Here is a 25217-nt window from a genome sequence, read left to right on the forward strand (position 1 = left end):
AGCCGAGCATGGGCTCGGCTCTACAAGGGCGTCGCGCCATGCGTGGATGCCACCTGTGCGATCTACACCATTCCGCCGTTGGCGCGCAGCACCTGGCCGTTGATCCATCCGCCATCGGCACCTGCCAGGAACCCCACCGCGACGGCGATGTCCTCCGGCGTACCCAGCCGCTCCAGGGGGTTCATCTTCGCCAGCCGCTCGATCAGCTCGGGCGATTTTCCATCCAGGAACAGATCGGTGGCGGTCGGTCCGGGCGCCACGGCGTTCACGGTGATGTTGCGCCCGCGCAGCTCCTTGCTGAGGATTGCGCCCATCGTCTCCACCGCCGCCTTGCTGGCCGCATACACGCTGTAGTTCTCCAGCCGGATGCCGACCACGCTGGTGGACAGGGTGATCAGCCGGCCACCGTCGCGCACCCGTCGCGCGCTTTCGCGCAGCACGTTGAAGGCGCCCCTGAGGTTGATGCCGATCACCCGCTCGAACAGGGCGTCGTCGGTATCGGCCAGTGGTGCCAGCTGCAGCACCCCGGCGCTGTTGACCACCACGTCGATGCCGCCGAAACGGGCTTCGATGGCGTCGAAGAGCTGGCGCACCGCCTGCGGATCGGACACATCGGCCTGCAGCGCGATGGCCTGCGCGCCGGCGGCGTTCAGTTCGGCCGCCAAGGCTTCGGCGTCGTCGCGGCGGCCCGCATAGTTGATCGCGACCGCGTGGCCATCGGCGGCGAGCCGACGCGAGATGGCGGCACCGATGCCACGGGATCCGCCGGTGACCAGGGCGACAGAGCGGGCGGGGGAGAGGGTCATGGTGACTTCCACGGGGACACGCCGAAGTGGCGCAGCGCCATCTTCGCGAAATCGCGCTTTCGGATAATCCTGCATAATCCGCCAACATCATCCGGATAGCCGAACAATGGACCGCTTCACGGCCATGCGCGCCTTCGTCCGTATCGTCGAGCGCCGCAGCTTCACCCGGGCCTCCGAGGACCTGGGCCTGCCGCGGGCCACGGTGACCGACGCGATCAAGGCGCTGGAACAGCGGCTGGGCGTGCGCCTGCTGCATCGGACCACGCGGCTGGTGGTGCCGACGCTGGAAGGCGAGGCCTTCTATGGCCGTTGTCTGCGCCTGATCGCCGACATGGACGACGCCGAGGCCGCCTTCCGTGACGCGCCGCCGCGCGGCCCCTTGCGCATTGAGGTGCATGGCACGCTGGGCCGGCACCTGCTGTTTCCCCACCTGCCGGAGTTCCTGCAGCGCTACCCGGAGATCGAACTGGAGGTCAGCGAAGGCGACCGCTATGTCGATCTGCTGCGCGAAGGCGTGGATGCGGCGCTGCGGGTGGGCACGCTGGCCGACAGCGATCTGGCGGCGCGCCGGTTGGCGATGCTGCGCGAAGTCACGGTGGCCGCGCCGGGCTACCTGCAGGCCAAGGGCGTGCCAGGCAGCATCGAGTCCCTGCTGGGCGGCCATGAAATGGTGGGCTATCGCTCCAGCGCCACCGGCCAGCTGATTCCGCTGGAGTTCCAGCAGGGCGGGCAGGTGCGCTACGTGCCGCTGCCGGTGCGGGTGCGTGTGTCCGGTGCGGATGCGTTCCTCGGCGCCGCGCTGGCGGGCCTGGGCATCATCCAGGCTCCGCGCTACCGGATGGACCCGTATATCGCGCGCGGGCAGCTGGTGGAGCTGTTGCCGGACGCGCCGCCGACCCCAAGCCCGTTGAGCCTGGTCTACCCGCGCAACCGCACGCCGTCCCCACGCTTGCGGGTGTTCATCGACTGGGTGGCCGGGGTGTTCGAGCAGGCCGGGGGTGCCGGCCAGCGGCCGGCACTACCGGAGCGGCACGCGAAGCTGTCCGACCGCAGGGGGTAGTGCCGGCCGCTGGCCCGCATCACAGCGCGTGCAGCGGCCCCTGCATGCGATGGAAACTGCCATCGGTGGCGGTGAACCAGGCCAGCGAATGCCCGCCCGCGAAGTCATCGACATGCACGACCGTGGCGCCATCGGCTTCCTGCCACGAAATGGCATAGACCCCGTCGCTGATCCGCTGCCATTCACAGGCGGCTTCGCCCCGCGCACCGGCATAGGCGCCGGAGACGATGGCGTACTGCACGTGGCGGCCATCGGCGCTGTAGACATTGTCGGCGGCCAGGCCGTCATAGCTGACGCGGAAGCGGCGGCCGGCGAACAACGGCAAGGCGGGGGCAGTGTTCATCGGATCGCCACCGGGTTGATGTTGACCTGGGTCGAACCGACGTACAGCGGCTGGCCGAGTACGAACAGGAATTCCCAGGCCTTGTCGCGCACCAGGGCACGGCTGTCGATCAGCTCCAGGTTGTAGATGCCACGCTTGGCCAGCATGTACTGGTTGATCGGGAACTCCTCGGCACCGTTCGGGTTCGGGTAGACCTCCGAGGCCCAGGTGTCGCCACCGAAGGCGACGATGCCCTGGTCGGCCAGCCACTTCGCCGCCTCCATGCCGATACCCGGTTCCACTTCCAGGAACTGTTTGTCGTCCTTGCCGATCAGTTCCAGCCAGCCGGTGTTGAACAGCACCACGTCGCCCTTGCGCAGGCGCAGCCCCTGCTTCTTCAGCACGGCCTGGATGTCGGCCACGGTGAACTCGGTGCCGCCGGGCACGATCGCCTTGCCGTAGTACGTGGTCATGTCCAGCACGACGCCACGGGTGACCATCGGCGGCACCTTCTCGACGCCGAGCTTGCGCACCCCGTCCACGGTGACGAAGTCGGCGGCCTTGTTGCCGTTGTAGTAGACGTTGTCGATGCCGATATGGCCGATGCCGTTGAGCTGGGTACCAACGCCGGTCCAGGCGTTCACCAGTTCATCGTTGAAGGTGAACTTGTTGGGGCCCAGCGACTTGCCAGCCTGCTGGCCGACCTGCACGTTGTACAGGCGGAAGCTGCGGTGGCGGAACGCGGGCAGGTTCTTGTCCACCGGCACCGCCAGCGGATAGGTCTTGCCGGTCCTGACCAGCGAGACCGCGTGCTTGACCACGTCGGCGGTCAGCAGGTTGGCCGCGCCGATCTCGTCGTTGGCGCCGTAGGCAGAGGGGTACCAGTCCTCGGCAGTGGCCTGGAAGGACAGCGGCAGGGTAGCCAGCGCTAGCGCGGCCAGGGTCTTCATCTTCATGGCAAAGCTCCGGTAACTGTCAGGCCGTCGCGGGGGCGGCAAGCGGGGCATGCGGCGCAGCGGCGCCGGCGTGGGCCGGGAAGTGCGGCAGCACGTACTCGGCGATTTCGTGGAAGGTTTCGGCCAACGGCCGTTCGTTGCGGCGGAACTGCAGGCCGATGTGGTCGACACCGGCCGCCCGCATGGCGTGCAGCTCGGCCAGCAGGGCGTTGCGGCCGCCGCGCAGGCCGAAGCGCCAGCGCTGCAGAGGAGCATCGGCATCGGCCACCAGGTCCAGGTGGATGAAGCTGGCATAGGGCTTGTTACCGGCCACGGCGCGCCAGGCCGCCACGCGTTGTACATGGTCCTGCGGCGTGCCCGGGTAGGCCAGGCAGCCATCCATGTGCTGGCCGATCCACGCCGGTTGCTGCTGGGCCAGGCCTGCCACGAACAGCGGCGGGGCCGGGCCATCCGCGGGCAGCACGTCCAGGCCCTGCGGCAGGTGCGCGGCGGCGCCTTCGCGCAGCAGTGCGATCTGCTCGCGGAAGCGGCTGCCACGCCTGTCGAAGTCGCGGCCGAACAGCGGGTACTCCACCGGGCGGTCGCCACTGGCCACGCCCAGCAGCAGGCGGTCACCGCTCAGCCGCTGCACGCTGCGTGCCGACTTCAGGGTCAGCAACGGCTCGCGGATCGGCAGCACCACCGCGCCGGTACCCAGCAGGATGTGCTCGGTGATGCCGGCCAGGTAGCCGAGGTAACTGAACACCTCGAACACCTGTGCGGCATCGCCGAAGGCCGGGTCGTACACGGGCACGTCGCGTACCCACAGCGCACGGAAGCCAAGGCGGTCGGCCAGCCGTGCCAGCTCCGCATGGCGCTGCAGGTCCGGTTCGCCGGGCAGGCGTCGCGCGGCGCGTCGTGCCTGTTCGCCCAGCGGCGTCCAGTCATTGTCCAGCGGTGCTTCGATGCCGATGCTGAAACCACCGGCCTGCAGCCGCGTCAACGCACTGCCCATGGCGAGGCTCCTCAGTCCCAGGCCGGGGCCAGGCCGGGCGGATCGACTTCGCGGCCGTTGCGGTCAAGCGCGGCGATCGCGGCCATGTCATCGGCATCCAGGTGCAGGTCCTGGGCAAGCAGGTTGCTGGCCAGGTTCTCGCGCTTGGTCGAGGACGGGATGACCGAGTAACCCCGCTGCAGCGCCCACGCCAGCGCGACCTGGGCGACGGTGGCCTGGTGCTTGTCGGCGATGGCGGCCAGCACCGGGTCCTTCAGCACCTTGCCGTAGGCCAGGGTCATGTAGGAGGTGACGATGATGCCTTGTTCCTGCAGGAAGGCAGTCAATGCAGGGTTCTGCAGGTAGGGGCTCAGTTCGATCTGGTTGGTGGCGATCTCGCCGGCGCCGACCACCTCGATGGCCTGCCGGGTCAGTTCGATGTTGAAGTTGGACACACCGATCTGACGGGTCAGGCCCAGCGATTTGGCTTCGGCCAGCGCGGTCATGTACTCGCGCAGTTCAACGCCATTGCCCGGCGCCGGCCAGTGGATCAGCAGCAGGTCGACGTACCCGGTGCGCAGCTTGGCCAGGCTGTCGCGCAGGCTCGGGATCAGCTTGTCTGCGGCGTAGTTGTCCACCCAGATCTTGGTGGTCAGGAACAGCTCGTCGCGCGGGACGCCGGATTCGGCGATGGCCTGGCCGACGTCGGCTTCGTTGCCGTAGATCTGCGCGGTATCGACCGCACGGTAGCCGACGTCGAGGGCGTTGCGCACCGAATCGATGACGGTCTGGCCGGTCAGGCGGAAGGTGCCGACGCCAAAGGAAGGAACGCTCATGATGGACTCCAGGGACTTCGTTGAGAGCCGGTGGGCTCGGGACAGGGCGAAGTGTGGGCGCTTTACATTTGTTTATTAAGCTGTGTATATGGGAAATGCTTTTGCGCCGAGGTAAAAAATGAAAACCACCCTGGATGAGCTGAAGGCCTTCGTGGCCGTGGTCGACAGCGGTTCGATCACTGCCGCGGCCGAAGAGCTGGAGCTGACCATCTCCGCCACCAGCCGCACCCTGGCGCGGCTGGAGGACAAGCTGCAGACCACGCTGCTGCGGCGGACCACGCGGCGGCTGGAGCTGACCGAGGAGGGAGCCGCATTCCTGGAGTACGCGCGCACGATCCTGGCCACGGTGGACGAGGCCGAGGAACAGATGGCCGCGCGGCGGCTGCAGCCGGTCGGGCGCCTGCGCGTAGACGCCGCCACGCCGTTCATGCTGCACGTCATCGTGCCGTTGCTGGAGGGCTTCCGCGAGCGCTACCCGCAGGTGGAGCTGGAGCTGAATTCCAATGAAGGCATCACCGACCTGATCGAGAAGCGCACCGACGTAGCGTTCCGCATTGGCGTGCTGCGCGATTCCACCCTGCATGCGCGGCCCATCGGCCACAGCCGCATCCGCGTGGTGGCCAGCCCCGAGTACCTGCGCCGGCGTGGCACGCCCACGCGGGTGGAGCAGCTGCGCGAGCACGACCTGCTTGGCTTCACCCAGCCCAGTTCGTTGAACGAATGGCCGCTGCAGGATGCCGATGGCGGCCCTTTCGTGATCGAGCCGGCGATTGCTTCGTCCAGTGGCGAGACACTGCGGCAGATGGCGGTGACCGGGCTGGGCATCGCCTGCCTGTCCGACTTCCTGACCCGCCAGGACCGGCGTGACGGCCGCCTGGTGCAGTTGTTCGCCAAGCAGACGCAGGAGGTGCGCCAGCCGATCAACGCGGTGTACTACCGCAACACCGCGCTGGCCGCGCGCATCACCTGTTTCGTCGACCACGTGACGCAGACGCTCGGCCAGCGTCCGTTTGACGAATAAGGCGGCGTAGCGCCGGCCGCTGGCCGGCTGCCGGGTCTCTGGGGCTGCCGGCCAGCGGCCGGCACTACCGACTGAGCGTCACCTGTTGCGTGGCCCATGTACGGATGGGTAGAGCCGGCCGCTGGCCGGCTGACGGGTCCCTGAGGCTGCCGGCCAGCGGCCGGCACTACCAGCTGCGTATCCCCTGATGCATGGCCCATGCATGCAGGGGGTAGAGCCGGCCGTTGGCCGGCTGCCGGGATCCCGCAGCTGCCGGCCAGCGGCCGGCACTACCGGCGGTTGTGCAGCGCGCGCCGGTTGCCGATGTGCGCGCATGCCAGCAGCACGCCACCACCAGCTGTCGCCACGCCATGCCAGAGCAGTGATTCCTTCAGCGGCAGGTATAGCGAGGCCGGCAACAGCAGGAGGGCGCCGACGCAGGCCAGCCTTGCAGGTCGCCAGCGCCCATGCCGGTGAACCCCGGCCAAGGTGCTCGCCAAGGCCAGCGACGAGGCCAGCAGCGCAAACACCCATTCCCAGCGCGACATCATCAGCAGCACCGTCATCGCGCCATGGCCGGGGTGCTGGAACGAGCGCAGCGCCATCATCGCTGCCGGCACGAAGGCCAACAGCAGGGGCAGGGCGATGCAATGGGCGGCGCAGGCCAGGGACAGCCAGGCCCCGGCTAGATCGAAGCGGGGGTGCCAGCGTGCCGAAGCTGGCGGCTGGGCCAGGGCCCTTGCAGGCGTCGTGGGGATGTGGTCCATAATGTTACATAGTAACAATTGGAGCCTCTCCCATGAAGCGTTCTGCTGCTCTTTTCCTGCTGCTGGCTGCCAGCGCTGCACAGGCCCATGATGTCCGCCAGCTCGGTGCGCACGTACACGGCCAGGCCACCGTTGATCTTGCGCTTGACCAGCAGACGCTGGAATTCGCCCTGCAGGCGCCCGGCATCGGCATCCTTGATTTCGAGCGGCCGTCGGCCAATGCAACCGAGCAGGCCGCGCTGGCGCGTGCGATTGCGCTGCTGCAAAGCGGCAGCTGGGTCACCTTGCCCACCGCCGCGGGCTGCCGCCTTATCGCGAACGATGCCAGGGCCGAGGGCTTCGATGCGATGGCTGCCGCGCCGCCGCCCGGTCAGCATCGCCACGCAGGGTTCAGCGCAACGCTGCGGTACCAGTGCACCAAGCCTGCCGGGTTGCGGGCCATCGTCGTGCGCCTGCCCGCAGTATTCCCGGGCCTGCACGAAGTGATCGTCAACAGCACCACCGCCCATGGCCAGAACCGCAGCGTGTTGACTGCGGACAATCTGCGCGTGGTGCTGGCACCGTGAGCATGCGACCGGTGATCGTGCTGGATGGCGTGCAGTTCGGCTATGGCCGGCGGCTGGTGCTGGACGTGCCGCGGCTATGGATCGAGCAGGGCAGCAGCGTGCTGCTGCGCGGAATCAGTGGCGGTGGCAAGAGCACGCTGCTCGGCCTGCTGGCGGGCGTGCTGCTGCCCGGCAACGGCCGCATCGAGGTCGCCGGCCACGCGCTGCAGGCGATGCGTGGTGCCGCGCGGGATCGCTTCCGCGCCGACCACCTGGGCGTGATCTTCCAGCAGTTCAACCTGCTGCCGTTTCTCAGCGTGCGCGACAACATCGCACTGGGCCTGCGCTTCTCGCGCCTTCGCAGTGCGCGCATCAGCGGGCCGTTGAATGCCGAGATCGCGCGACTGCTGCAGGCCCTGCAGCTGGACCCCGGGCTGATGCAGCGCCGCGCCGGCACGCTCAGCGTCGGCCAGCAACAACGCGTGGCGGCGGCACGCGCGCTGATCGGCCGCCCGGCGTTGCTGCTGGCTGATGAGCCGACCTCGGCGCTCGACCGCGACGCGGCGACCGCGTTCCTGAAGCTGATGTCGGCGCAATGCGAGGCGGCCGGCACCACGGTGCTGGTGGTCAGCCATGACGACAGCCTGCAGCCGTTGTTCGACCGCACGATTGCCCTGTCTCAGATCAACCAGGCAGGTGCCGACCATGCTTGAGCTTGCCTGGGCCAGCCTGCGCAGCCGCGCGTTGAGCGTGGGCCTGACCGTGCTGGTCATCACCCTCAGCGTGGTGCTGTTGCTGGGTGTCGAGCGTGTGCGCACGCAGGCGCACGAAGGCTTCGCCAGCACGGTGTCGGGCACGGACCTGATTGTCGGTGCGCGTTCGGGGCCGGTGAACCTGCTGCTGTACGCGGTGTTCCATATCGGTGACCCCACCAACAACGTGTCCTGGCAGTCCTACCAGGCGCTGTCCGCAATGCCGCAGGTGAAGTGGGCGGTGCCGCTGTCGCTGGGCGATTCCTGGCGCGGCTACCGGGTAGTGGGTACCACTGGCGGCTACTTTGAACACTATCGTTATGGTTCCGGTCACGCGCTTGCTTTTGCACAGGGGCGGCCCTTTGATGATCTGTATGACGCGGTGATCGGTGCGGAGGTGGCACGCGCGCAGAAGGTCGGCCTCGGCGACGAGATCGTGCTGGCGCACGGCACCGGCGCGGTCACGCTGGCCACGCATGCCGACAAGCCGTTCCGGGTCTCCGGCATCCTGCAGCGCACCGGCACGCCAGTGGATTCGTCGCTGCTGGTCTCGCTGCCGGCGATCGAGGCCATCCACGTCGACTGGCGCTCGGGTGTGCAGCTGCGCAGCCAGAGCGTCAGTGCTGAGCAGGCGCGCCACCTCGATCTGACCCCGACCAGCATCACCGCTTTCATGCTCGGCCTTAACTCGCGCATCGCCACCTTTTCGGTGCAGCGCAGGATCAACGAGTATCCCGAAGAGGCGATGCTGGCGATCCTGCCCGGGGTGACGCTGCAGCAGCTGTGGCAGTCGCTGGGCACGGCCGAGCGCGCCCTGCAGCTGATCAGCGCGTTGGTGGTGTTGCTGGGCATGGTCTCGCTGGTGGCGTTGCTGGTCTCGACGCTGCAGCAGCGGCGGCGCGAGATGGCGATCCTGCGTGCGACCGGCGCGCGGCCGGGTTACATCGCCGGCCTGCTGGTAGTGGAAGCGGTGGCGACCAGTGCCGTGGCCTGCGTGCTGGCGTTGGCGCTGCTGGTGGCCGCCAGCATGGCCGGACGCGGCTGGGCCCTGGCCACCTTCGGCCTGTCCATCACCCATGTCTGGCCGGATGGCCGCGAGCTGGCCTGGGTGGCGGGTGTGTTGGCGATCAGCGCGGTGGCCGGGCTGGTGCCGGCGTTGCTGGCCTACCGGCGCACCTTGGCCGATGGCCTGTCGCCGGGAGGCTGAGCATGCGCTGGATGCTGTCATTGCCGATGGTACTGGCGCTGGCAGCCTGCGAGCGGCCGGTGGATACCGGTGTGCAGGCGTTGCTACATCCGCCGGTTGTCGACCACGCTGGCGCTGCGGATGCGGCGGAGCAGGAACTGGACTGGTTGCAGATGATGCCCAAGGACGAGCTGGCCGCGCTGGAGCGCGGAGAGGGCCCGGAGGTGGAGCACAACGGCAACCGGCGCATGCCGCAATTCGGCACGTTCCGTACCGTGGATACGGTGCTGCAGCGTCCGGTGCGCCTGCCCGGCTACGTGGTGCCGCTGGCCACTGCGCAGGACGGGCGCCTGACCGAATTCCTGTTCGTGCCGTACTACGGCGCCTGCATCCACGTACCACCGCCGCCACCGAACCAGATCGTGCACGTGGTGCTGCCGCGCCCGATCGCCATGCCGGACATGTACTCGCCGTTCTTCCTGGCCGGCACCCTGCGTGCCGAGCGGCTGGATGATGATCTGGCCGGTTCCGCCTACACCATGCGCGATGCCCAGCTGAGGCCCTATGAACCGTAGCGCTGTGTTGCTGCTTGGATGCGTCTGGTTGGCAGGCTGCACGTCACCGGGCGGTGATGCCGTGGTGGCCACGCCGCGCGACAAGCCGTTGCCCTCCGCCGCGCCCGAAACGCCTATCGACCGCTGGGACGCGCTGCGGCCGGACGAAGTGACCTATCAGCGCCCGCCCCCGCAGATCGGCTTGTCACGCAATGGCATGGACGGGGTGGGCGGCCTGATCGACGACACCGGCTCGGGCACGCCACCGGGGCAGGAAATCGACCATTCCAGCCCGGATCGCGCCAAGCAGTTCGGCTCTTCGCGCGTGGTCGACGCTGTCGACGGTCGCGCGGTGGATCTGGATGGCTACGTGGTACCGCTGGGCACCAATGATGCCGGCCTGGTCGATGAGCTGCTGTTCGTGCCGTTCTACGGTGCGTGCATCCACGTGCCGCCGCCGCCACCGAACCAGATCATCCATGTGACCCTGGCCACGCCGATCGCGCTGGGCGATCTTTGGGACCCGTACCGGTTGGCCGGCCGCCTGCAGGTGAAGCGCTTCGATGCGGACATTGCCAGCGCGTCCTACGATGCCGCAGCGGCCACGCTGACGGCGATCCACGACTGATGCGCATGCGCTGGATCCCGGCTGCCGGGGTGCTGGTGAGCGCAGTCGTGCTGCTGGTGTGGTGGCAGCGGCAGCGCGCACCCACCGCGCCGCCGTTGGTCGCGTTTCCAGCGCCGGCGTCCGACGCCAGCCAGCGCATCGAACAGCGTTTGGGTGACGACCACGCGTTCCGCAACGACGTGCTGTTCCTGCTTGCGGCAACAGTGCGCGACCGCTGCCAGCCAGCGCAGGCGGGGCTGCTGGCGCGCATGGCCAATCGTGCGTCGCTGCCGGTGCTGGCGGCGGTGAGTGCGGTGACCCAGCAGGATCCATCGCTGGACCGGCCGATCTACCAGTACATTCAGCACCGCGCCGACGCGACGCAGTGCGGCCAGCCGCTGCAGATGCCGTTGGCCGGTGGGCGCAGCATGGCGTTGGACATCGAACAGTACGCGCGCACCTTCCCGGACAGCTACTTCGACCCGCAGCGCAGCAGTGAACCCCGGGACTTTGGTGGACGGTCGTTGCAGCAGCGCGCTGGCAACGCCTGCAACAGCGTGGTGTATTCGGTGCTGCCGCTGGGTGGCACCGACTGGCGGTGCAGCAGCCTGCGCGCGAATGCCCGCGCGCGGGTGCGCGGCCTGTGCGAGGACGAGCTGCGGCGCCAGCACGGGGCAACGGGCGGGGAGCTGGACATGGCCGTGGGGCAGGGCATGCAGGCGGCGGTGGTAGCGGCGATTGCTGCGCTGCCGGAAGACTGCCGGTGATGATCCCGGACACCAGCCAAGACCGGGCATGAGGGGCACGGCAACATGAACATTGCCCGGGCCCCAATCTGAACCGCTGTCGCCGCCTTCATAACTATACAGGACATCCTGTATAGTTATCGCCGTAATCCACCCCCACCAGGTTCTCCCATGGCTTTGTCCCAGCCCTTGGCCGGTGCTCCGGCCCTGTCGCGTGCCCGTCGCTGGGCACTGCTGTTCACCGTCGCCGCCGGCCTGCTGCTGGTCACGCTCGACAACTCCGTGCTCTACACCGCCCTGCCCACGCTGACCGAGGAACTCTCGGCCAGTGCCGGCCAGGCGCTGTGGATCATCAACGCCTATCCGCTGGTGATGGCCGGCCTGCTGCTGGGTGCGGGCACGCTGGGCGACCGCATCGGCCACCGCCGCATGTTCCTGATCGGCCTGGTGGTGTTCGGCGTGGCATCGTTGGCAGCGGCGTTCGCCGACACCGCAGGGCTGCTGATTGCCGCGCGCGCCTTCCTGGCGGTCGGCGCGGCCGCGATGATGCCGGCCACGCTGGCGCTGATCGGCCTGAGCTTCCACGAAGCGCGCGAACGCAACATCGCCATCGCGATCTGGGGTTCGGTGGCGATCGTCGGTGCAGCGCTTGGCCCGATCATCGGTGGCTGGCTGCTGCAGCCTTTCTGGTGGGGCTCGGTGTTCCTGATCAACGTGCCGGTGGTCGTGGTCGCGTTCGTGGCCACGCTGCTGCTGGCACCGGAAGGCCAGCGCGACACCTCGCGACCGTGGGACCTGGTTTCGTCGCTGCTGGCTCTGGCTGCACTGTCCGGCCTGGTGCTGGCGATCAAGTCGCTGATCGCTACGCCGCCGTCGTATGCGCTGGGTGCAGGCGCGCTGCTGCTGGCCGCCATCAGTGGTGCGGCGTTCGCGCGCCGCCAGCAGCAGCTGCCGTACCCGCTGCTGGACTTCGCAATCCTCCGCAATCCGGCGTTCCTGGCCGGCACGTTGTCGGCGGTGTTCACCCTGTTTGCGATGGCCGGCCTGCAGCTGGTCACCACCCAGCGCTTCCAGCTGGTGGCGGGCTTTTCGCCGCTGCAGGCGGGCCTGCTGGTGTCGGTGGCCGCGCTGGGCAGCCTGCCCAGTGCGCTGCTGGGCGGCAGCATCCTGCACCGGGTGGGCCTGCGCCCGCTGATCTGTGGCGGCCTGGCCGCAGGTGCGCTGGGTGTCGGCGTGGTGGCATTCGGCTTCCCGCACGGCCTCGGCTGGGTGGTCGCCGGCATGGCGATCACCGGCTTCGGCATGGGTTCGGCCATCTCGGTGGCGTCCACCGCCATCCTCAACAACGTACCGGCGCACCGTGCGGGCATGGCCTCGTCGGTGGAAGAGGTGTCCTACGAGTTCGGTGGCCTGCTGGCGGTGGCGATGCTGGGCAGCTTGAGCGCGGCGGTGTATGGCGCATTCCTGCCGGTCTCGGCCGACATGCCCGCGCTTGCACGGGAAGGCTTCACCCAGGCGCTGCACGTGGCACGTGAAAGCGGGCAGGGCGAGTGGTTCGCACTGGCCATGGCCGCGTATGACCGCGGCTACCAGATCGTGCTGCTGGTGATCACGGTGGTGCTGGCGCTGGGCGCTTCGATCATCGCGCGCCTGCTGCGCGGGCGCGTCGGCAGCCGCGTGGGTGCGGCCGATCGCGTAAAATGACGCGATGAGAACCAGCAAGCGCGACCGCATCCTCGACGCCGCCGTCAACGTGATCAATCGTGATGGCGTGCGCGCAGTGACCTTCGAGTCGGTGGCGGCCGAGGCCAAGCTGACCCGCGGCGGCCTGCTGTACCACTTCCCGTCGCGCGAGGCGCTGCTGCGCGGCATCGACGAGCACCTGGTGCGGGCCTGGGAGACGTCGATGGAAACGCTGCTGGGCAAGCGTGCAGACGAAGCCTCGGCGCTGGAGCGTTACCAGACCTTCGTGCGCGTCTCGGCGCAGAGCGCTACCCGTGCCGAGCTGATGTTCATGCTCGAATCGGCCGACCCGGACGCCGATGAGCGCCCGTGGGGGCCGGCGGTACGGCGTTGGGCGCCGTTGCCGCCGTCGACCGGGCAGAGCGACCCGGCCGCGCTCGACAATTTCGTGGCACGGCTGGCCGCCGACGGCCTGTGGATCTACGAGGCGATGTACGAGGGGCAGCTGGATGAAAGCGTGCGCGCCCAGGTGGCCGAACGGATCGCCGGGCTGCTGGCGAAGCCCGATGGAACGTCCAGTTGAGCGGGCAGCCGGCGCGCCGACATCGCCCGTGGTAGAGCCGACCGCCGGTCGGCTGTCCTTCGGTCAGGCCACGGAAATGCCGCTTCGATCGCCCGTGGTAGAGCCGACCGCTGGTCGGCTGCCCTTCGGTCAGATCACGAAAATGCCGCTTCGATCGCCCGTGGTAGAGCCGACCGCTGGTCGGCTGCTCTTCGGTCAGATCACGAAAATGCCGCATCGGTAGAGTCGATCGTTAGTCGACTGCCCTTCGGTCGGACAACGAACCTCCCGCGCGTCGCGCGATGGTCGACCAGCGGTCGACTCTACTCCCTCACCTTTACCCAGCCTGCGCGGCGCCCGCGGCCAGCCACGCCCTCGGCGAAGCCCCCAACCGCTTGCGGAACGCCTTCGACAACGATGCGGTATCGGCAAACCCCACCTCGATCGCCACCTGCTTGACCGCCACGCCGGCCCGCAGCTGCGCGCAGGCCAGGCTCAGCCGCCAGTCCAGCAGGTAGCTGGCTGGCGTTGCCTGCATCACGTCCTTGAACACGGCCGCGAACGCGCTGCGCGACATGCCGGCAGTCGCAGCCATGCGCGGCAGCGTCCAATCGTCCTGCGGCGCCTGGTGCATCGCCACCAGCGTGCGTGCCAGCCGCGCATCGGACAGCCCCCGCATCAACCCGTGGCTGACGCCGGCTGCATCCGGGTGGTCGACCACCCAGCGCAGGATCTGGATCAGCGCCACCTCGAACAGTCGGTTGGTCAGCAGCCGTGACCCGCAGCGCTGGCGATCGGCTTCGGCGAACAGCAGCTGCAGGGTGTCATCCAGTTCGGTGATCGCGGCCAGCGGCACCACCATCACCGGTGGCAGCGACTGCACGATCGGATTGCGCGCGCCACCATCGAAATCCAGCGTGGCACAGGTGAAATCCGGGCCGTCCAGCGGAGCGTTGAAGAACACATGGTGCAGCGGCTGCGGATACAGCAGGAGGCTGGGTGTATCGATCTTCAACCGGGGCAGCGCGCTATCGCCCCCAGGATGACGGACTTCCATCTCACCCTGGCGCAGGATGTGCAGGAACGCACGACCGGGCTGCGGCTCGAAGACATGCTGCCCGCACAGCGGGCCACTGTGGAACAGCGCCGCCTGCACCCGGAAGCGTTCCAGCAGCGAGGAGAGTCGATCTGGCGCAGGGGTGGCCGTGCGCATGCTCATGGACGTATGGACAACATATGTGGCGAATTGAGGATGTTGCGTCCAGGGAGTCTACCTAGGATGAGCGGGTCGTCCAATCCCGGGCGCTTTCCCAAGGAGATCCACCATGTCCCGTGTCCCCCTGATCGATGCCGCCAACACCACCGCCGACCGCCAGGCCCTGCTGGGCCAGGTCCACGCTGCCTTCGGCGCCACCCCGGCCATGTTCCGCGCCGTGGCCAACTCGCCGGCTGCCCTGCAGAGCATGTGGGGTTCGTTCGGCGCGCTGGGCGGCGGTCGCCTGTCGCCGCTGCTGGGCGAGCAGATCGCCGTGGCCATCGCCAACCGCAACGCCTGCGAGTACTGCCTGGCCGCGCACACGGCATTGGGCCGCAAGGCCGGCGCCAGCGGTGAGCAGATGGCTGCCGCGCGGATCGGCCAGTCCAGCGACCCGGCCACTGCGGCGGCGCTCGACTTCGCGTTGAAGGTGGTCGAGCAGCGTGCGCAGATCGCCGACGGCGACGTGCAGGCGCTGCGCGCGGCCGGCTTCGATGATGAGCAGGTCGTCGAGATCCTCGCGCATGTGGCGCTCAACCTGTTCACCAACTACGTCAACGTGGCGTTCGACGTGCCGGTGGACTTTCCGAAGGTCGCGCTGCGCTGAGGTGTACCGGGCCGGGGGACGCAGTGCTCCCGGCCATCCTCAGCGGGCGTGGCCGTCGTGCGCCTGCAGCCGCTCCGGATGGGTATACACATTGAACCCGCTTTCCCGCGCGAACCCGACCAGGCACAGGCCGGCGCTGCGGGCCAGATCGATCGCCAGCGCGGTCGGCGCGGACACTGCCGCCAGCACGCTGGCGCCGGCGCGCACTGCCTTGCTCACCATCTCGTAGCTGGCCCGGCTGGAAATCACCAGCAGGCCGCCTTCGATGGCGTGTTCGTTGTGGTGCAGGGCGCCGATCAGCTTGTCCAGTGCATTGTGGCGGCCGACGTCCTCGCGTACCCAGCCGATGCGCCCACTGGCGTCGGCCCAGGCCGCGGCATGGATCGAGCCGCTTGCCGCATTCATCGGCTGGTGCTGCGCCAAGCTGGCCAACGCCCGCTGCAGGGCGGTGGCGGAATAGCTGCGGCGCTCGCGGATCTGCGGCAGTGGGCGCAGCACTTCTTCCAGCTGGCGCGTGCCGCACAGGCCACAGCCACCACGGCCGGGCAGCAGGCGTCCCTTGTCGGGGTCGAGGTTTGCGCCGGGCGCAGCCTCGTCCACGGTCATCTGCAGCTCGATGCCTTCGAGCTGTGGGTGGATATCGATCGACAGCAGCTGCGAGGGCGCGCTGATCAGGCCTTCGCTGAGCGAAAATCCGAGTGCGAAGTCCTCCAGATCACAGGGTGTGGCCATCATCACGGCAAAGGCGGCATCGTTGTAGCGCAGCGCCATCGGCACTTCCTCGGCCACCACGTCGACCTGCTGCTGTTGCGTGCCGCCGCGCCAGCGCTGCAACGGGCGTTGGGCGGTGCCGGCAGGCGGGGTGTGCGGCGGGATCGAATCAGGCATGCAGCGCGTCCGGACAAGGGAGAAACGCGGGCGGGCCACCGCCTGCGGTTTCGAGGATAGCGCAGTGGTCGCGCGCAGACGCGGCTGTAACCGTTGCCATGGCAGGTTGTGCTGAAATCAGCCTGTGCCCTCTGGCGAAGCGCCGTGGGCCGTGCTTGACTGTGCGGCTGGTCGTGCCACTGAATGCACCGCCGGACCGCGTTGTGCCGTTCGTTGTTGTGTTCCTACTGCCAGGTTCCCGAACATGTCCGAGCAGAAACCGCCGCGTTACAAGCCCTACAACCAGCCCGCCGGAGGCTGGGGTGCCGCCGGCGCCACGGCCAAGGTGCTGCTGCAGCAGAGTGTGATCGGCAAGGGATCGAAGGCATTGCTGGCGATGAACCAGCCCGGTGGCTTCAAGTGCCCCAGCTGCGCGTTCCCCGATGCCGACGAACGCAAGAAGCTGGAGTTCTGCGAGAACGGCGCGAAGGCACTGGCCTGGGAAGCCACCCAGTTCCGCGCCGGCCGCGAACTGTTCGCCCGGTACACCGTGACCGAACTGATGGCGCAGACCGACTACTGGCTGGAGATGCAGGGCCGGCTGACCGAGCCGATGCGCTACGACGCAGCCACCGACCACTACGTGCCGTGCAGCTGGGACGATGCCTTCGCGCTGATCGGCCGCCACCTGCAGGCGCTGGACAGCCCGCACCAGGCTGAGTTCTACACCTCCGGCCGCACGCCCAATGAAGCCGCGTTCCTGTATTCGATCTTCGTGCGCGAGTTCGGCACCAATAATTTCCCGGACTGCTCGAACATGTGCCACGAGCCGACCAGCCGTGGCCTGCCGCCGGCCATCGGGGTGGGCAAGGGCACCATCGTGCTGCAGGACTTCGAGCATGCCGAGGCGATCTTCGTGATCGGCCAGAATACCGGCACCAATTCACCGCGGATGATGAGCAACCTGGTCGAGGCGCGTAAACGCGGCATCCCGATCGTGGCGGTCAATCCGATGCCCGAGCGTGCGCTGATCCGCTTCGCCGAGCCGCAGGACGTGGTGCAGATGGTCACGTTCGGTTCGACCGAGATCACCAGCGAGTTCGTGCATATCCGCATCGGCGGCGACCTGGCCCTGATCAAGGGCATGATGAAGGTGATGTTCGAGCGTGAGGCACAGGGCGAGCGCGTGCTCGACCATGATTTCCTGTCGGAACACACGGTGGGCCTGGAGGCGCTGCGCGAAGACGTGATGGCGCAGGACTGGGACCAGATCGTGCAGGTGTCCGGCATTTCGCAGGCGCAGATCCGCCGCTGTGCGGAGATCTACATCCGTTCCAAGGCCACCGTGATCTGCTACGGCATGGGGCTGACCCAGCACCAGTACGGCTCGCGCCTGCTGCAGCAGGTCGCCAACCTGCTGTTGCTGCGTGGCAACTTCGGCAAGCCCGGCGCCGGCATCGGACCGATCCGTGGGCATTCCAATGTGCAGGGCGACCGCACCGTCGGCATCGACGAGAAGCCCAAGCCGGCCTATCTGGACCGCGTGCAGCAGGTGTTCGGCTTCGACCCGCCGCGCGAGCATGGCCACCATGTGGTCGAATCCATCGAGGCGATGCTGGACGGCAGCGCCAAGGTGTTCATCGGCCTGGGTGGCAACTTCATCCATGCCGTGCCCGATACCCCGCGTGCGTATGAGGCAATGCGTGGCCTGGAGCTCACCGTGGGCATTGCCACCAAGCTCAACCGCGGGCACCTGGTCCATGGCCGCGATGCACTGATCCTGCCGGTGGTGGCGCGCTCGGAGCGCATCGTTACGCCCGCCGGCGAGCAGTTCGTCACCATCGAAGACGCGATGTCGAATGTCACCGCGTCGCGCGGGGTACTGGAGCCGGTCAGTGCCGAGGTGTTGCCCGAGGTCGAGATCGTCTGCCGGATGGCACTGGCCACGCTGCCCGACAGCAGGGTTGACTGGGCCGGCTGCATGCACGACTACGCGCCCATCCGCGAGCTGATTGCCGCGGTGTATCCGGAGATCTACACCGGCTTCAACGAGCGCATCCAGCAGCCACACGGTTTCCATCTGGACATTCCGCCGCGCCGCCGGGTGTGGCCCACGCCCAATGGCAAGGCCAACATCCTGGTGATGCCCGGCCTGGACGTGGACGATCCGGTGCACGATCCGGACATGTTGCGGTTGGCCACCGTGCGCTCGCATGATCAGTACAACACCACCATCTACAGCTACAACGATCGCTATCGCGGCGTGTACAACGATCGCATGGTGCTGTTCATGAATATCGAGGACCGGCTGGCGCGCGGGCTGGAGAAGGAAGCGCTGGTCAGCCTGGAGACGATCAGCGGCGATGGCGTGCAGCGCCGCATCGAGGGCCTGACGGTGCTGGACTACCCGATGCCGCGCGGCGCGCTGGCCGGTTACTACCCGGAACTGAACCCGTTGCTGCCGCTGGACTACTACGACCGGATCAGCGGCACACCCGCAGCGAAGTCGATCCCGGTGCGGATGCGGGCGATGGCGGCGGCGATTGCGTGACGCGCATCGGCTATCATCGGCGGGTGAACCTGCCTGGCTTGCTGCTGCGATGGATGCTGCTCGTTGCCCTGGTGCTGAATGCACCGGCGCTGGCGCTTGGCTCGTCTTCGTACGGCGGGTCGGCCAACCAGGATCACTGCGCTGCACCGCACGCGGCTGCGCTGGCGGCAGCCGGCTGCTGCGATGATGCGGCCCGGGCGGCCTGCCAGAGCGGTGAGTGCGAATGCCCGCCAGCCTGCCTTGGCATGCTGGCCACGTTGAGTGGAACGCCCGCCTCGCCGTGGCGTGAGGCGCCTGTAGCTGCTCGCTCCCAGCAACGCGCATCGCCGCCGATGCCGGACCCGTTGCGTCCCCCCATCGTGTGATGTCCTGCAGGCGCTCAAGCGCCTGCCATGACTGTTCGGCTCTTTCTCGCCTCTGCCTGCGCCTTCGATGCGCGGGCGGCGGGCCGCGTTGCCCGCCTCAGCAAAGGAATCACTCAATGAACCGTTCTCTCTCCCTCGGCCTGCTGCTGGGCACCGTGCTGGCCACCACCGCCTGTGCACGTGCCGCCGAAGAATCCGCCGCCGCACCGGTCGCCAGCAAGGCTCCGGTGGCACCGATCCAGGCCAGCCCGGCCAAGGTCGATCCGGCCCTGCCGGTGGCCATCGTGCACAAGACCGCCAGCTGTGGCTGTTGCGGTATCTGGGTCGACCATCTGAAGGCCGCGGGCTTCCAGGTGGACGTGCGCGATACCGATGACATGAATCCGATCAAGGTCCGCCTGGGCGTGCCGGTCGGCAAGGCCTCCTGCCATACCGCCGAGATCGGCGGTTATGTGGTCGAAGGCCACATCCCGGCCGAGGACATCAAGCGCCTGCTGGCCGAACGCCCGGCCGCACGCGGGCTGGTGCTGCCCGGCATGCCGGCCGGTTCGCCGGGCATGGAAATGCCGGATGGTTACGTGCAGTCGTACACCGTCGAGCTGGTGCGGACCGACGGCAGCACCGAGCCGTTTGCCCAGCACGGGCAGGGTGGCTGATGGAAGGCGGGTGCCGGTCGTCCTGACCGGCACCCTTCGACGCGTCTTGTGTAGGGCTGAGCCTATGCTCGGCTGTGTTTGGCCGGCAAGCCGAGCATGGGCTCGGCTCTACAGGATCAGCGTGCCGTGGCTGTTTCCTTGGCCAGCTGTGCGTCGAACTTCTTCTCGGCCGCATCCGCGTAGGCCTTGCAGGTCAGGGCGTTGGCTCCGGCCTCTGCACCCGCGGCATAGTTCCAGTTGCTGGCGCCCGGATGCGGCGTCAGCAGCAGGTCGCAGGGCAGGGCGCGCACCGTAGCGAAGCTGCGCCGGTAGTCCTCGACCAGGCGTGGATAACGAGCGTTGCCCTGCAGCTGGTAGCCCGGCGCACTCAGGCTGTCGGCGTAGGCGATGCGCACCGGCTGGCCATCGCGGGTATCGGTCCAGGTCCAGGCGGTGCTGCCTGGGGTGTGCCCCGGCATGAAGTGCGCGGTGAACGCGATGCCGCCTACGGTGACCCCTTCGCCATCCATGATGATGCGGTCGGCGCTGGCCGGCGGAAAGGTGATGCTGTCGCCAAAGTGCAGGTCGTTGCTGCCGCCGCGCGCCAGCAGCACGGCCGATTCGGCGTTGGCCGCTACGCTGGCGCCGGTACGGCGCTTCAGCTCCGCCACCGGGCCGGCATGGTCGGCGTGTGCGTGGCTGAGCAGGATCAGCCGTAGATCCTGTGCTGCCACCCCGCGTGCCTTCATGTTGTCCAGCAGGTGACCGGCCATCTGCGGCATGCCGCCGTCGAGCAGTACCGCACCGTCGGCGGTCTGCACCAGCAGCGCGGTCAGGTCCTCGGTGCCGATCTGCCAGGTGTGGTCGGCAATCTGCAGCGGTGCCATCGGCTGCAGCCACGAGGCGTCCACGGTGTAGGCCTGCAGCTGCGGCAGCGGTGCGTCGGCGGCAGTCACATCAAAGGCAAGTGTGGCAGTCAGGGCAAGGGTCGTCAGGCAAAGGCGCATGGCGGAGAGGTGTCTGGGCAGGGTCGGATGAAACTACCACGCGGGCCGCGCGGACCGTTTCGCGAATAATTCATGGCTGCGATAAGGTGCGCCGCAGACTGCCCAGGGATTGTTCGCTGGCCATGGATTGTGAATCCACCTCCACGGGCTGGAGCGCAGAATCGGCCGGGGCTAGCCTGCTACCAGGCTCAAGGAGGTGGACCATGCACGTGCTCATGGTGATGCTGGGTGGCGTACTGCTGCTGGGGGTATTCGTGCTGTTTGGCCATCTCTGGAGCACGGGCACCTCGCAGCTGCCCACGGCACTGATCGCCTTCATCGCCACCTGGCTGCTGGTGGCCGTGGCCAACATGTGGGTAGGGGTCAGCAAGGCCGGCTACGCGGTACGCGAGGAGCTGCCGATCCTGTTGCTGGTATTCGCCATGCCGGCGCTACTTGCCGGTTTCCTGTACTGGCGCCTGGCGCGCTGAAGGAGTTCCATGAGTACCCGACTGCGCCTGCCCGCGCTGCGCCACCGCGATGGCCATCATGCCCGCGTGACTTACGAAGAACTGTTCTTCGACCTGGTCTACGTGTTTGCGGTCACCCAGCTCAGCCACCATCTGCTGCACCACCTGGACCTGGCCGGCGTGCTGCAGACCCTGGTGCTGTGGTTCGCGGTCTGGCTCGGCTGGCAGTACGCGTGCTGGGTCAGCAACTGGTTCGACCCGGAGGCGCCGCGCATCCGGGGCCTGATGTTCGCCACCATGCTGCTGGCGTTGTTGATGTCCTCGTCCATTCCCGAGGCGTTCGCCGATCGTGCGTGGATCTTCGCCGGGGCGTACGCCACGATGCAGGTCGGACGCACCGCGTTCGTGCTGCTGGAAGTCGGCCGCAACCATACGTTGGCGCCGAACTTCCGCCGCATGCTGGCCTGGGTCAGCGTGTCGGCCTGCTTCTGGCTGGCCGGCGCGGCGGCCGAGGGCCACCTGCGGCTGGCACTGTGGGCGATGGCGGCGGCCTGCGAATACATCTCGCCGATGTTCGGCTTCGCGTTCCCGGGCATGGGCCGGTCGCACACCCGCGACTGGACCATCGAGGGCGGTCACCTGGCCGAACGCTGCCAGCTGTTCGTCATCGTCGCACTGGGCGAGACGTTGCTGGCCACCGGGGGCGTGCTAAGCGATGTCGAGCACTGGAGCCTGCAGGTGATCTCGGCGGTGCTGGCCACCTTCGCTGGCACGATTGCCATGTGGTGGCTGTACTTCGGCATCTCCAGCCGCGATGCCACAGAGGCCATCACCCACGCCGAAGACCCGGGCCGGATGGGCGCCAATTTCCATTACGTGCATGCCCTGCTGATCGCCGGCATCATCGCCACCGCGGTGGGCAACGATCTGGTCATGGACCATCCGGCGGCGGCCGTCACCACGGTGTACGCCACGGTGATGGTGGCGGGCCCGCTGATCTATCTGCTGGGCAGTGCCCTGTACAAGCACGTGGTCTATGGGCGCGCGCCGCGCTCGCACCTGCTGGGCGCCGCCGCACTACTGATGCTGGGCCTGGTGTTGCCCTGGATGCACCTGCTGGCCGCCGGATGGCTGACCAGCCTGGTGCTGCTGGGCGTGGGGTTGCTGGATGCGCGGCTGAAGCGGCGCACCCGGCCGTTGCCGGGCTAGAACCCGCCGCCGGTCTTGAAGTCACCGCCGCCGCTGATACCACCGCCGCTGTGGAAGCTGCTGCCGCTGGAACTGGAGCTGGAGCTGGAACTGGAGCTCGAACCCGAGCCGGAACTGCTGGAACCGCCCGAAAGCAGGTCGAACAGGCCGCCAGAGGAGCGGGTGGTGCTTCGGCTGCTGGTGGTGCTGAAGAAGGATGCGGCGACGGTGGCCGGCGCGGCGGCCCGGTAGCTCGGCGCCTCGTAGGCCTGGCGCTCGATGTCTGCTGCCGCCTGGTAGCTCCTCCGCGCCGCCTGCAGGCTGTCCAGGCGCTTTTTCAGCACGGCCATTTCGCGGGTGTGCTCGCCTACCATCCCATCGATCTCGCCCAGGCGCAGGCGACTGCGATGGATGCGCTCGAGCACGGCATCGTCCTCGCCGGAGGCGGTGGCGGCCACGCGCCGGTACAGGTCGTCCATGCTCTTGGCCGACAGCGTGCGCGCCAGCGCGGTGAGCAGGGCGCTGCCTTCGGCATCGGTCCAACTGCGGAAGCCGTCGATCTGTGCCTGCTTGGCATCCACGGTCTGACGATGCAGCTGCTCGGCCAGCAGCGCCTGCGCTACTGCGCCCTGTGCCGTCTGCAGCTGCTGGCGCAGCGGGTCGCCACCGGCGCGGGCGAGGGCGGCATCGCGGGCCTGCTGTACCGGTTGGCGGGCCGCCTCCACGTCGTCGCGGGCGCGTCGGGCATGTTCCTGCAGATAGGGCGGAAGCTCGACCAGCGTGGCGTACTCGCGACGGGCACGGTCAAAGCCGCACAGTTCGGCCAGCCAGCCGTCGACGGTGCGCACCAGTGGCCAGCCGCGGTAGGCCGTGCTGCCGTAGCTGCGCCGGTGCAGGTACATGAAGATCGGGTCGGCCTGATAGGCGCCGGCCTTGGCGTCATGCTCCGATTGGGCAGAGGAAGCCATGCGCTCGACCGTGTCGGCACGCGCCACGGCCAGCTGCAGGTCGTCCTGCAGCGCCCTGTAGGTAGGTTCCGCTTCCAGCGTGGTGTCCACCTGGTCCTGCAGGGCCTGCCAGCGTCCGCCGGCGGCGTCGCGTGCGGCAACGGCCTCCTGCGACCGCTGCTGCAAGGACTGCTCGATGTCCAGCAGCGCCTGCAGTTCGCCGTCCAGTACCGCCGCTTTGCGGTCACGGCGCTGCAGATCGGCGCTGGACTGCTGCAGCAGGTCCCGGGCCAGCATCGGCGGCGCATCGGTGGCGGCCTCGGCCTGCAGGCGCGCCAGGGCGTTGAAGTCGTCGCGGACCCGCCCGTGCAGCGCTTCCTGTTCCTTGATCAGCTCCCGGCACTGGTCGCCACGCGCGGCCAGTTGTGCCTGCACCTGGCCGATATCGGTTTCGACATCGGCAATCGCGTCGTTCAGGTCTCTCATGTCAGTTCCTTACCCATCACCATTGGGTGATGTAGCCACCGGTGGCGGGCATGCGGAACCGCGGCGACAGGCTGCCGCGCGGCTTGCTGCCGATCTGGTCGTCTTCGATGATGCCGTTGTCCTGCTTGTCGGCGGCAACCCGGTTGTAGGTGGCCTCGGGCACGCGTACGGCAAACACCGAGACCCGTTCCTCCTTGCCGGTTTCCTCGTTGCGGATCGGCAGTTCGGCAGCATTGCCGGCCTCGTCCAGCGCTTCGGTCACCAGATAGTAGTTGCGGCCACCATTGGCCTTCTCGTTGTAGCGCCAGACGCCGGTGCGTTCATCGTCACGGTTGACGATGCGGTAGACCAGGGTCTGCGACAGCAGCCCCACCAGCTGGCTGACCTCGTCCAGGGCCGGCCCGGCTTCGGCCAGCGTCTCGACCCGGATCAGGCGGGCGGCCTGCTCCAGCGCACGTTCGAAGCGCTTGCGGTCTTCGCCGGCGACACCGGTGGCGAGGCCGTCGGCCTTGAGCTGGGCCAACCGCTCGTTGAGCGCGGCCAGCGTGTCGGCGCTGCCGATCAGCTCCTTCAGGGTCGCTACCGCCTGGCCGGCCGCGGCGATGTCGCCCGCGCGCAGTGCCACGTCGCCGCCGGTGTAGGCGCGTGCGCGCGCCTGCTCTGCATCCGGCGCGAGGCGTGCCGCCTTTGCAGCGGCGTTGGTGGTATCCAGCAGCTCGCTGGCCTCGATCGCCTGGCCGAGAATGTTCACCCGCTCGGTCAGCGGCGGCAGGGTTTCCCTGGCATTCGCCAGCAGCTGCGCGGCGGCCTGCCGATGCTGCTCAACCTGCGCGGCCGCCTGCTCGCCGGTGGCACTGCCACCACTGCTGAGCCGGGTGAGCTTGTCCTTGCGCACAAGGGTCGGCTGTGCGGCCAGTGCGGCGGGAACCCCGGCGAAGCGCCGCTGTGCTTCGGCCAGCGCGGCCTGTGCGCCTTCGGCCAGTGGCTGCAGGCGCCCACCGCTGGCGGTGGCACGTGGCAGCAGCCCCTGCAGGGCCTCTTCCTGTGCGGCCAGCAGGGCGCGCGCTGCAGCAGCCTCCTGTTGCTGCGCGGCCACCTTGTCGTTCAGCACCTGCACGTTCTTCTGCACGTTGCTCTCGTGCACGAACGCTCCGAAGCTGCGCGCCATGACCAGCAGCATGCCGAGCACCAGCAGCAGGAAGGCTGCCAGCAGCGCCCACTTCAACAGGCGGGCCCGATCGATCCAGCGCCGCGCCAGCCACGCCTTCCAGCCACGCGGCGCGGTGTAGAGGTAGCGCTGCTCGCGCTGGGCCTGGATGCCGGCCTCGAGGATCTCGTCGGAGACCTCGATACCCTGCGAGCGGTACAGCTCAAGCAGGCGCTGCTTCAGCGTCGCCTTGTCGTGGCCGCTGTCGGCCAGCGCCTTCATTTCGGCGTTGCGGTAGCGCAGCTGGTCGACCACATCCATGGTCAGCAGCGCATCCTGCAGCTCGGCAGGGGCCATC

26 protein-coding genes are annotated in these 25217 nt (G+C 68.2%); 15 read left to right on the top strand and 11 right to left on the bottom strand.

What is annotated here, in order from left to right; translation table 11 throughout:
• Positions 1 to 62: 62 nt before the first annotated feature.
• Positions 63 to 806, bottom strand: coding sequence for an SDR family oxidoreductase (locus tag AC5P8F_RS19635; RefSeq protein ID WP_262225072.1), 744 nt, complete (start codon positions 804 to 806; stop codon positions 63 to 65).
• A 106-nt stretch (positions 807 to 912) separates the two neighbouring features.
• Here AC5P8F_RS19635 and AC5P8F_RS19640 point away from each other — a divergent pair, with 106 nt between their 5' ends.
• Positions 913 to 1866, top strand: a complete 954-nt coding sequence (locus AC5P8F_RS19640; protein ID WP_111206316.1) for a LysR family transcriptional regulator — start codon at positions 913 to 915, stop codon at positions 1864 to 1866.
• Positions 1867 to 1885: 19 nt separating this feature from the next.
• Here the strand turns inward: AC5P8F_RS19640 and AC5P8F_RS19645 are convergent, their stop codons facing one another.
• Genes AC5P8F_RS19645 through dkgB form a run of 4 tightly spaced genes read right to left on the bottom strand, consistent with a single transcriptional unit; the run spans position 1886 to position 4953 of the window.
• Positions 1886 to 2209, bottom strand: coding sequence for a MoaF-related domain-containing protein (locus AC5P8F_RS19645; RefSeq protein WP_142234818.1), 324 nt, complete (start codon positions 2207 to 2209; stop codon positions 1886 to 1888).
• Positions 2206 to 3144, bottom strand: coding sequence for a cyclase family protein (locus tag AC5P8F_RS19650; protein ID WP_126412369.1), 939 nt, complete (start codon positions 3142 to 3144; stop codon positions 2206 to 2208). Before AC5P8F_RS19650 ends, AC5P8F_RS19645 begins: the two co-directional genes overlap by 4 nt.
• 19 nt (positions 3145 to 3163) lie before the next feature.
• Entirely contained in the window at positions 3164 to 4138 is a 975-nt protein-coding gene (locus tag AC5P8F_RS19655; protein WP_495228829.1) for a TIGR03571 family LLM class oxidoreductase, read from the bottom strand.
• Between the two features lie 11 nt (positions 4139 to 4149).
• Positions 4150 to 4953, bottom strand: coding sequence for a 2,5-didehydrogluconate reductase DkgB (dkgB, locus tag AC5P8F_RS19660; protein ID WP_241886902.1), 804 nt, complete (start codon positions 4951 to 4953; stop codon positions 4150 to 4152).
• A gap of 118 nt (positions 4954 to 5071) precedes the next feature.
• Here dkgB and AC5P8F_RS19665 point away from each other — a divergent pair, with 118 nt between their 5' ends.
• On the top strand, positions 5072 to 5974 hold the full coding sequence (locus AC5P8F_RS19665; RefSeq protein ID WP_111206306.1) for a LysR family transcriptional regulator: 903 nt from the start codon (positions 5072 to 5074) through the stop codon (positions 5972 to 5974).
• Positions 5975 to 6243: 269 nt separating this feature from the next.
• Here AC5P8F_RS19665 and AC5P8F_RS19670 read toward each other — a convergent pair whose 3' ends face one another.
• Entirely contained in the window at positions 6244 to 6720 is a 477-nt protein-coding gene (locus tag AC5P8F_RS19670; RefSeq protein ID WP_134808932.1) for a MerC domain-containing protein, read from the bottom strand.
• A gap of 32 nt (positions 6721 to 6752) precedes the next feature.
• On the opposite strand from AC5P8F_RS19670, the gene AC5P8F_RS19675 reads away from it, so the two are divergent.
• From AC5P8F_RS19675 to AC5P8F_RS19710, 8 genes are all read left to right on the top strand, one after another.
• Complete coding sequence (locus AC5P8F_RS19675) at positions 6753 to 7286, top strand: ZrgA family zinc uptake protein (protein ID WP_046430878.1); 534 nt, start codon at positions 6753 to 6755, stop codon at positions 7284 to 7286.
• Positions 7283 to 7978, top strand: a complete 696-nt coding sequence (locus AC5P8F_RS19680; RefSeq protein ID WP_032962640.1) for an ABC transporter ATP-binding protein — start codon at positions 7283 to 7285, stop codon at positions 7976 to 7978. Before AC5P8F_RS19675 ends, AC5P8F_RS19680 begins: the two co-directional genes overlap by 4 nt.
• Positions 7971 to 9224 (top strand): ABC transporter permease, encoded by a 1254-nt coding sequence (locus AC5P8F_RS19685; RefSeq protein ID WP_495228831.1) that lies wholly within the window; start codon positions 7971 to 7973, stop codon positions 9222 to 9224. The genes AC5P8F_RS19680 and AC5P8F_RS19685 overlap by 8 nt, the downstream gene beginning before the upstream one ends.
• A 2-nt stretch (positions 9225 to 9226) precedes the next feature.
• Entirely contained in the window at positions 9227 to 9778 is a 552-nt protein-coding gene (locus AC5P8F_RS19690) for a DUF3299 domain-containing protein (RefSeq protein WP_495228833.1), read from the top strand.
• The gene (locus AC5P8F_RS19695) at positions 9768 to 10385 is read left to right on the top strand and encodes a DUF3299 domain-containing protein (RefSeq protein WP_046430871.1); all 618 of its coding nucleotides are present in this window, start codon (positions 9768 to 9770) and stop codon (positions 10383 to 10385) included. Before AC5P8F_RS19690 ends, AC5P8F_RS19695 begins: the two co-directional genes overlap by 11 nt.
• A complete protein-coding gene (locus AC5P8F_RS19700) occupies positions 10385 to 11131 on the top strand; it encodes a hypothetical protein (RefSeq protein ID WP_495228835.1) in 747 nt (248 codons plus the stop codon). The genes AC5P8F_RS19695 and AC5P8F_RS19700 overlap by 1 nt, the downstream gene beginning before the upstream one ends.
• A gap of 150 nt (positions 11132 to 11281) precedes the next feature.
• Positions 11282 to 12814, top strand: coding sequence for an MFS transporter (locus tag AC5P8F_RS19705; protein WP_495228837.1), 1533 nt, complete (start codon positions 11282 to 11284; stop codon positions 12812 to 12814).
• A gap of 4 nt (positions 12815 to 12818) precedes the next feature.
• Positions 12819 to 13376: a TetR/AcrR family transcriptional regulator gene (locus tag AC5P8F_RS19710; RefSeq protein ID WP_111206296.1), complete on the top strand. Its 558-nt coding sequence runs from the start codon at positions 12819 to 12821 to the stop codon at positions 13374 to 13376.
• Positions 13377 to 13692: 316 nt separating this feature from the next.
• Here the strand turns inward: AC5P8F_RS19710 and AC5P8F_RS19715 are convergent, their stop codons facing one another.
• Entirely contained in the window at positions 13693 to 14574 is an 882-nt protein-coding gene (locus tag AC5P8F_RS19715) for an AraC family transcriptional regulator (RefSeq protein WP_481443048.1), read from the bottom strand.
• A gap of 106 nt (positions 14575 to 14680) precedes the next feature.
• Here AC5P8F_RS19715 and AC5P8F_RS19720 point away from each other — a divergent pair, with 106 nt between their 5' ends.
• On the top strand, positions 14681 to 15217 hold the full coding sequence (locus AC5P8F_RS19720) for a carboxymuconolactone decarboxylase family protein (RefSeq protein WP_049439559.1): 537 nt from the start codon (positions 14681 to 14683) through the stop codon (positions 15215 to 15217).
• A gap of 39 nt (positions 15218 to 15256) precedes the next feature.
• Here the strand turns inward: AC5P8F_RS19720 and fdhD are convergent, their stop codons facing one another.
• The gene (gene fdhD, locus AC5P8F_RS19725) at positions 15257 to 16105 is read right to left on the bottom strand and encodes a formate dehydrogenase accessory sulfurtransferase FdhD (RefSeq protein WP_014647308.1); all 849 of its coding nucleotides are present in this window, start codon (positions 16103 to 16105) and stop codon (positions 15257 to 15259) included.
• Between the two features lie 244 nt (positions 16106 to 16349).
• Here fdhD and AC5P8F_RS19730 point away from each other — a divergent pair, with 244 nt between their 5' ends.
• Together AC5P8F_RS19730 and AC5P8F_RS19735 are read left to right on the top strand one after the other, a co-directional pair.
• Complete coding sequence (locus tag AC5P8F_RS19730; RefSeq protein WP_495228841.1) at positions 16350 to 18635, top strand: FdhF/YdeP family oxidoreductase; 2286 nt, start codon at positions 16350 to 16352, stop codon at positions 18633 to 18635.
• A 481-nt stretch (positions 18636 to 19116) separates the two neighbouring features.
• Positions 19117 to 19656: a DUF411 domain-containing protein gene (locus AC5P8F_RS19735; protein WP_014647305.1), complete on the top strand. Its 540-nt coding sequence runs from the start codon at positions 19117 to 19119 to the stop codon at positions 19654 to 19656.
• A gap of 116 nt (positions 19657 to 19772) precedes the next feature.
• On the opposite strand, the gene blaL1 is transcribed toward AC5P8F_RS19735, so the two are convergent.
• Positions 19773 to 20642: a L1 family subclass B3 metallo-beta-lactamase gene (gene blaL1 / locus AC5P8F_RS19740; RefSeq protein WP_100450128.1), complete on the bottom strand. Its 870-nt coding sequence runs from the start codon at positions 20640 to 20642 to the stop codon at positions 19773 to 19775.
• Positions 20643 to 20845: 203 nt separating this feature from the next.
• On the opposite strand from blaL1, the gene AC5P8F_RS19745 reads away from it, so the two are divergent.
• Positions 20846 to 21112 (top strand): hypothetical protein, encoded by a 267-nt coding sequence (locus AC5P8F_RS19745; protein ID WP_126412345.1) that lies wholly within the window; start codon positions 20846 to 20848, stop codon positions 21110 to 21112.
• Between the two features lie 9 nt (positions 21113 to 21121).
• Entirely contained in the window at positions 21122 to 22300 is a 1179-nt protein-coding gene (locus AC5P8F_RS19750) for a low temperature requirement protein A (RefSeq protein ID WP_046430856.1), read from the top strand.
• Here the strand turns inward: AC5P8F_RS19750 and AC5P8F_RS19755 are convergent.
• The gene (locus AC5P8F_RS19755; RefSeq protein WP_495228844.1) at positions 22297 to 23712 is read right to left on the bottom strand and encodes a coiled-coil domain-containing protein; all 1416 of its coding nucleotides are present in this window, start codon (positions 23710 to 23712) and stop codon (positions 22297 to 22299) included. The two genes, AC5P8F_RS19750 and AC5P8F_RS19755, sit on opposite strands and share 4 nt — an antisense overlap.
• A 16-nt stretch (positions 23713 to 23728) precedes the next feature.
• Entirely contained in the window at positions 23729 to 25216 is a 1488-nt protein-coding gene (locus AC5P8F_RS19760; protein WP_495228847.1) for a DUF6384 family protein, read from the bottom strand.
• Position 25217: the final 1 nt, after the last annotated feature.

Source organism: Stenotrophomonas sp. YJH_SMC_69, assembly GCF_059370495.1.

Coding starts and splice junctions, on each gene's coding strand:
- AC5P8F_RS19690 (WP_495228833.1), top strand. CDS start 9,227: ATGCGCTGGATGCTGTCATTGCCGATGGTACTGGCGCTGGCAGCCTGC.
- AC5P8F_RS19700 (WP_495228835.1), top strand. CDS start 10,385: ATGCGCATGCGCTGGATCCCGGCTGCCGGGGTGCTGGTGAGCGCAGTC.
- blaL1 (WP_100450128.1), bottom strand. CDS start 20,642: ATGCGCCTTTGCCTGACGACCCTTGCCCTGACTGCCACACTTGCCTTT.
- dkgB (WP_241886902.1), bottom strand. CDS start 4,953: ATGAGCGTTCCTTCCTTTGGCGTCGGCACCTTCCGCCTGACCGGCCAG.
- AC5P8F_RS19720 (WP_049439559.1), top strand. CDS start 14,681: ATGTCCCGTGTCCCCCTGATCGATGCCGCCAACACCACCGCCGACCGC.
- fdhD (WP_014647308.1), bottom strand. CDS start 16,105: ATGCCTGATTCGATCCCGCCGCACACCCCGCCTGCCGGCACCGCCCAA.
- AC5P8F_RS19745 (WP_126412345.1), top strand. CDS start 20,846: ATGCACGTGCTCATGGTGATGCTGGGTGGCGTACTGCTGCTGGGGGTA.
- AC5P8F_RS19685 (WP_495228831.1), top strand. CDS start 7,971: ATGCTTGAGCTTGCCTGGGCCAGCCTGCGCAGCCGCGCGTTGAGCGTG.
- AC5P8F_RS19710 (WP_111206296.1), top strand. CDS start 12,819: ATGAGAACCAGCAAGCGCGACCGCATCCTCGACGCCGCCGTCAACGTG.
- AC5P8F_RS19730 (WP_495228841.1), top strand. CDS start 16,350: ATGTCCGAGCAGAAACCGCCGCGTTACAAGCCCTACAACCAGCCCGCC.
- AC5P8F_RS19665 (WP_111206306.1), top strand. CDS start 5,072: ATGAAAACCACCCTGGATGAGCTGAAGGCCTTCGTGGCCGTGGTCGAC.
- AC5P8F_RS19760 (WP_495228847.1), bottom strand. CDS start 25,216: ATGGCCCCTGCCGAGCTGCAGGATGCGCTGCTGACCATGGATGTGGTC.
- AC5P8F_RS19750 (WP_046430856.1), top strand. CDS start 21,122: ATGAGTACCCGACTGCGCCTGCCCGCGCTGCGCCACCGCGATGGCCAT.
- AC5P8F_RS19645 (WP_142234818.1), bottom strand. CDS start 2,209: ATGAACACTGCCCCCGCCTTGCCGTTGTTCGCCGGCCGCCGCTTCCGC.
- AC5P8F_RS19635 (WP_262225072.1), bottom strand. CDS start 806: ATGACCCTCTCCCCCGCCCGCTCTGTCGCCCTGGTCACCGGCGGATCC.
- AC5P8F_RS19715 (WP_481443048.1), bottom strand. CDS start 14,574: ATGAGCATGCGCACGGCCACCCCTGCGCCAGATCGACTCTCCTCGCTG.
- AC5P8F_RS19655 (WP_495228829.1), bottom strand. CDS start 4,138: ATGGGCAGTGCGTTGACGCGGCTGCAGGCCGGTGGTTTCAGCATCGGC.
- AC5P8F_RS19675 (WP_046430878.1), top strand. CDS start 6,753: ATGAAGCGTTCTGCTGCTCTTTTCCTGCTGCTGGCTGCCAGCGCTGCA.
- AC5P8F_RS19695 (WP_046430871.1), top strand. CDS start 9,768: ATGAACCGTAGCGCTGTGTTGCTGCTTGGATGCGTCTGGTTGGCAGGC.
- AC5P8F_RS19705 (WP_495228837.1), top strand. CDS start 11,282: ATGGCTTTGTCCCAGCCCTTGGCCGGTGCTCCGGCCCTGTCGCGTGCC.
- AC5P8F_RS19670 (WP_134808932.1), bottom strand. CDS start 6,720: ATGGACCACATCCCCACGACGCCTGCAAGGGCCCTGGCCCAGCCGCCA.
- AC5P8F_RS19735 (WP_014647305.1), top strand. CDS start 19,117: ATGAACCGTTCTCTCTCCCTCGGCCTGCTGCTGGGCACCGTGCTGGCC.
- AC5P8F_RS19640 (WP_111206316.1), top strand. CDS start 913: ATGGACCGCTTCACGGCCATGCGCGCCTTCGTCCGTATCGTCGAGCGC.
- AC5P8F_RS19650 (WP_126412369.1), bottom strand. CDS start 3,144: ATGAAGATGAAGACCCTGGCCGCGCTAGCGCTGGCTACCCTGCCGCTG.
- AC5P8F_RS19755 (WP_495228844.1), bottom strand. CDS start 23,712: ATGAGAGACCTGAACGACGCGATTGCCGATGTCGAAACCGATATCGGC.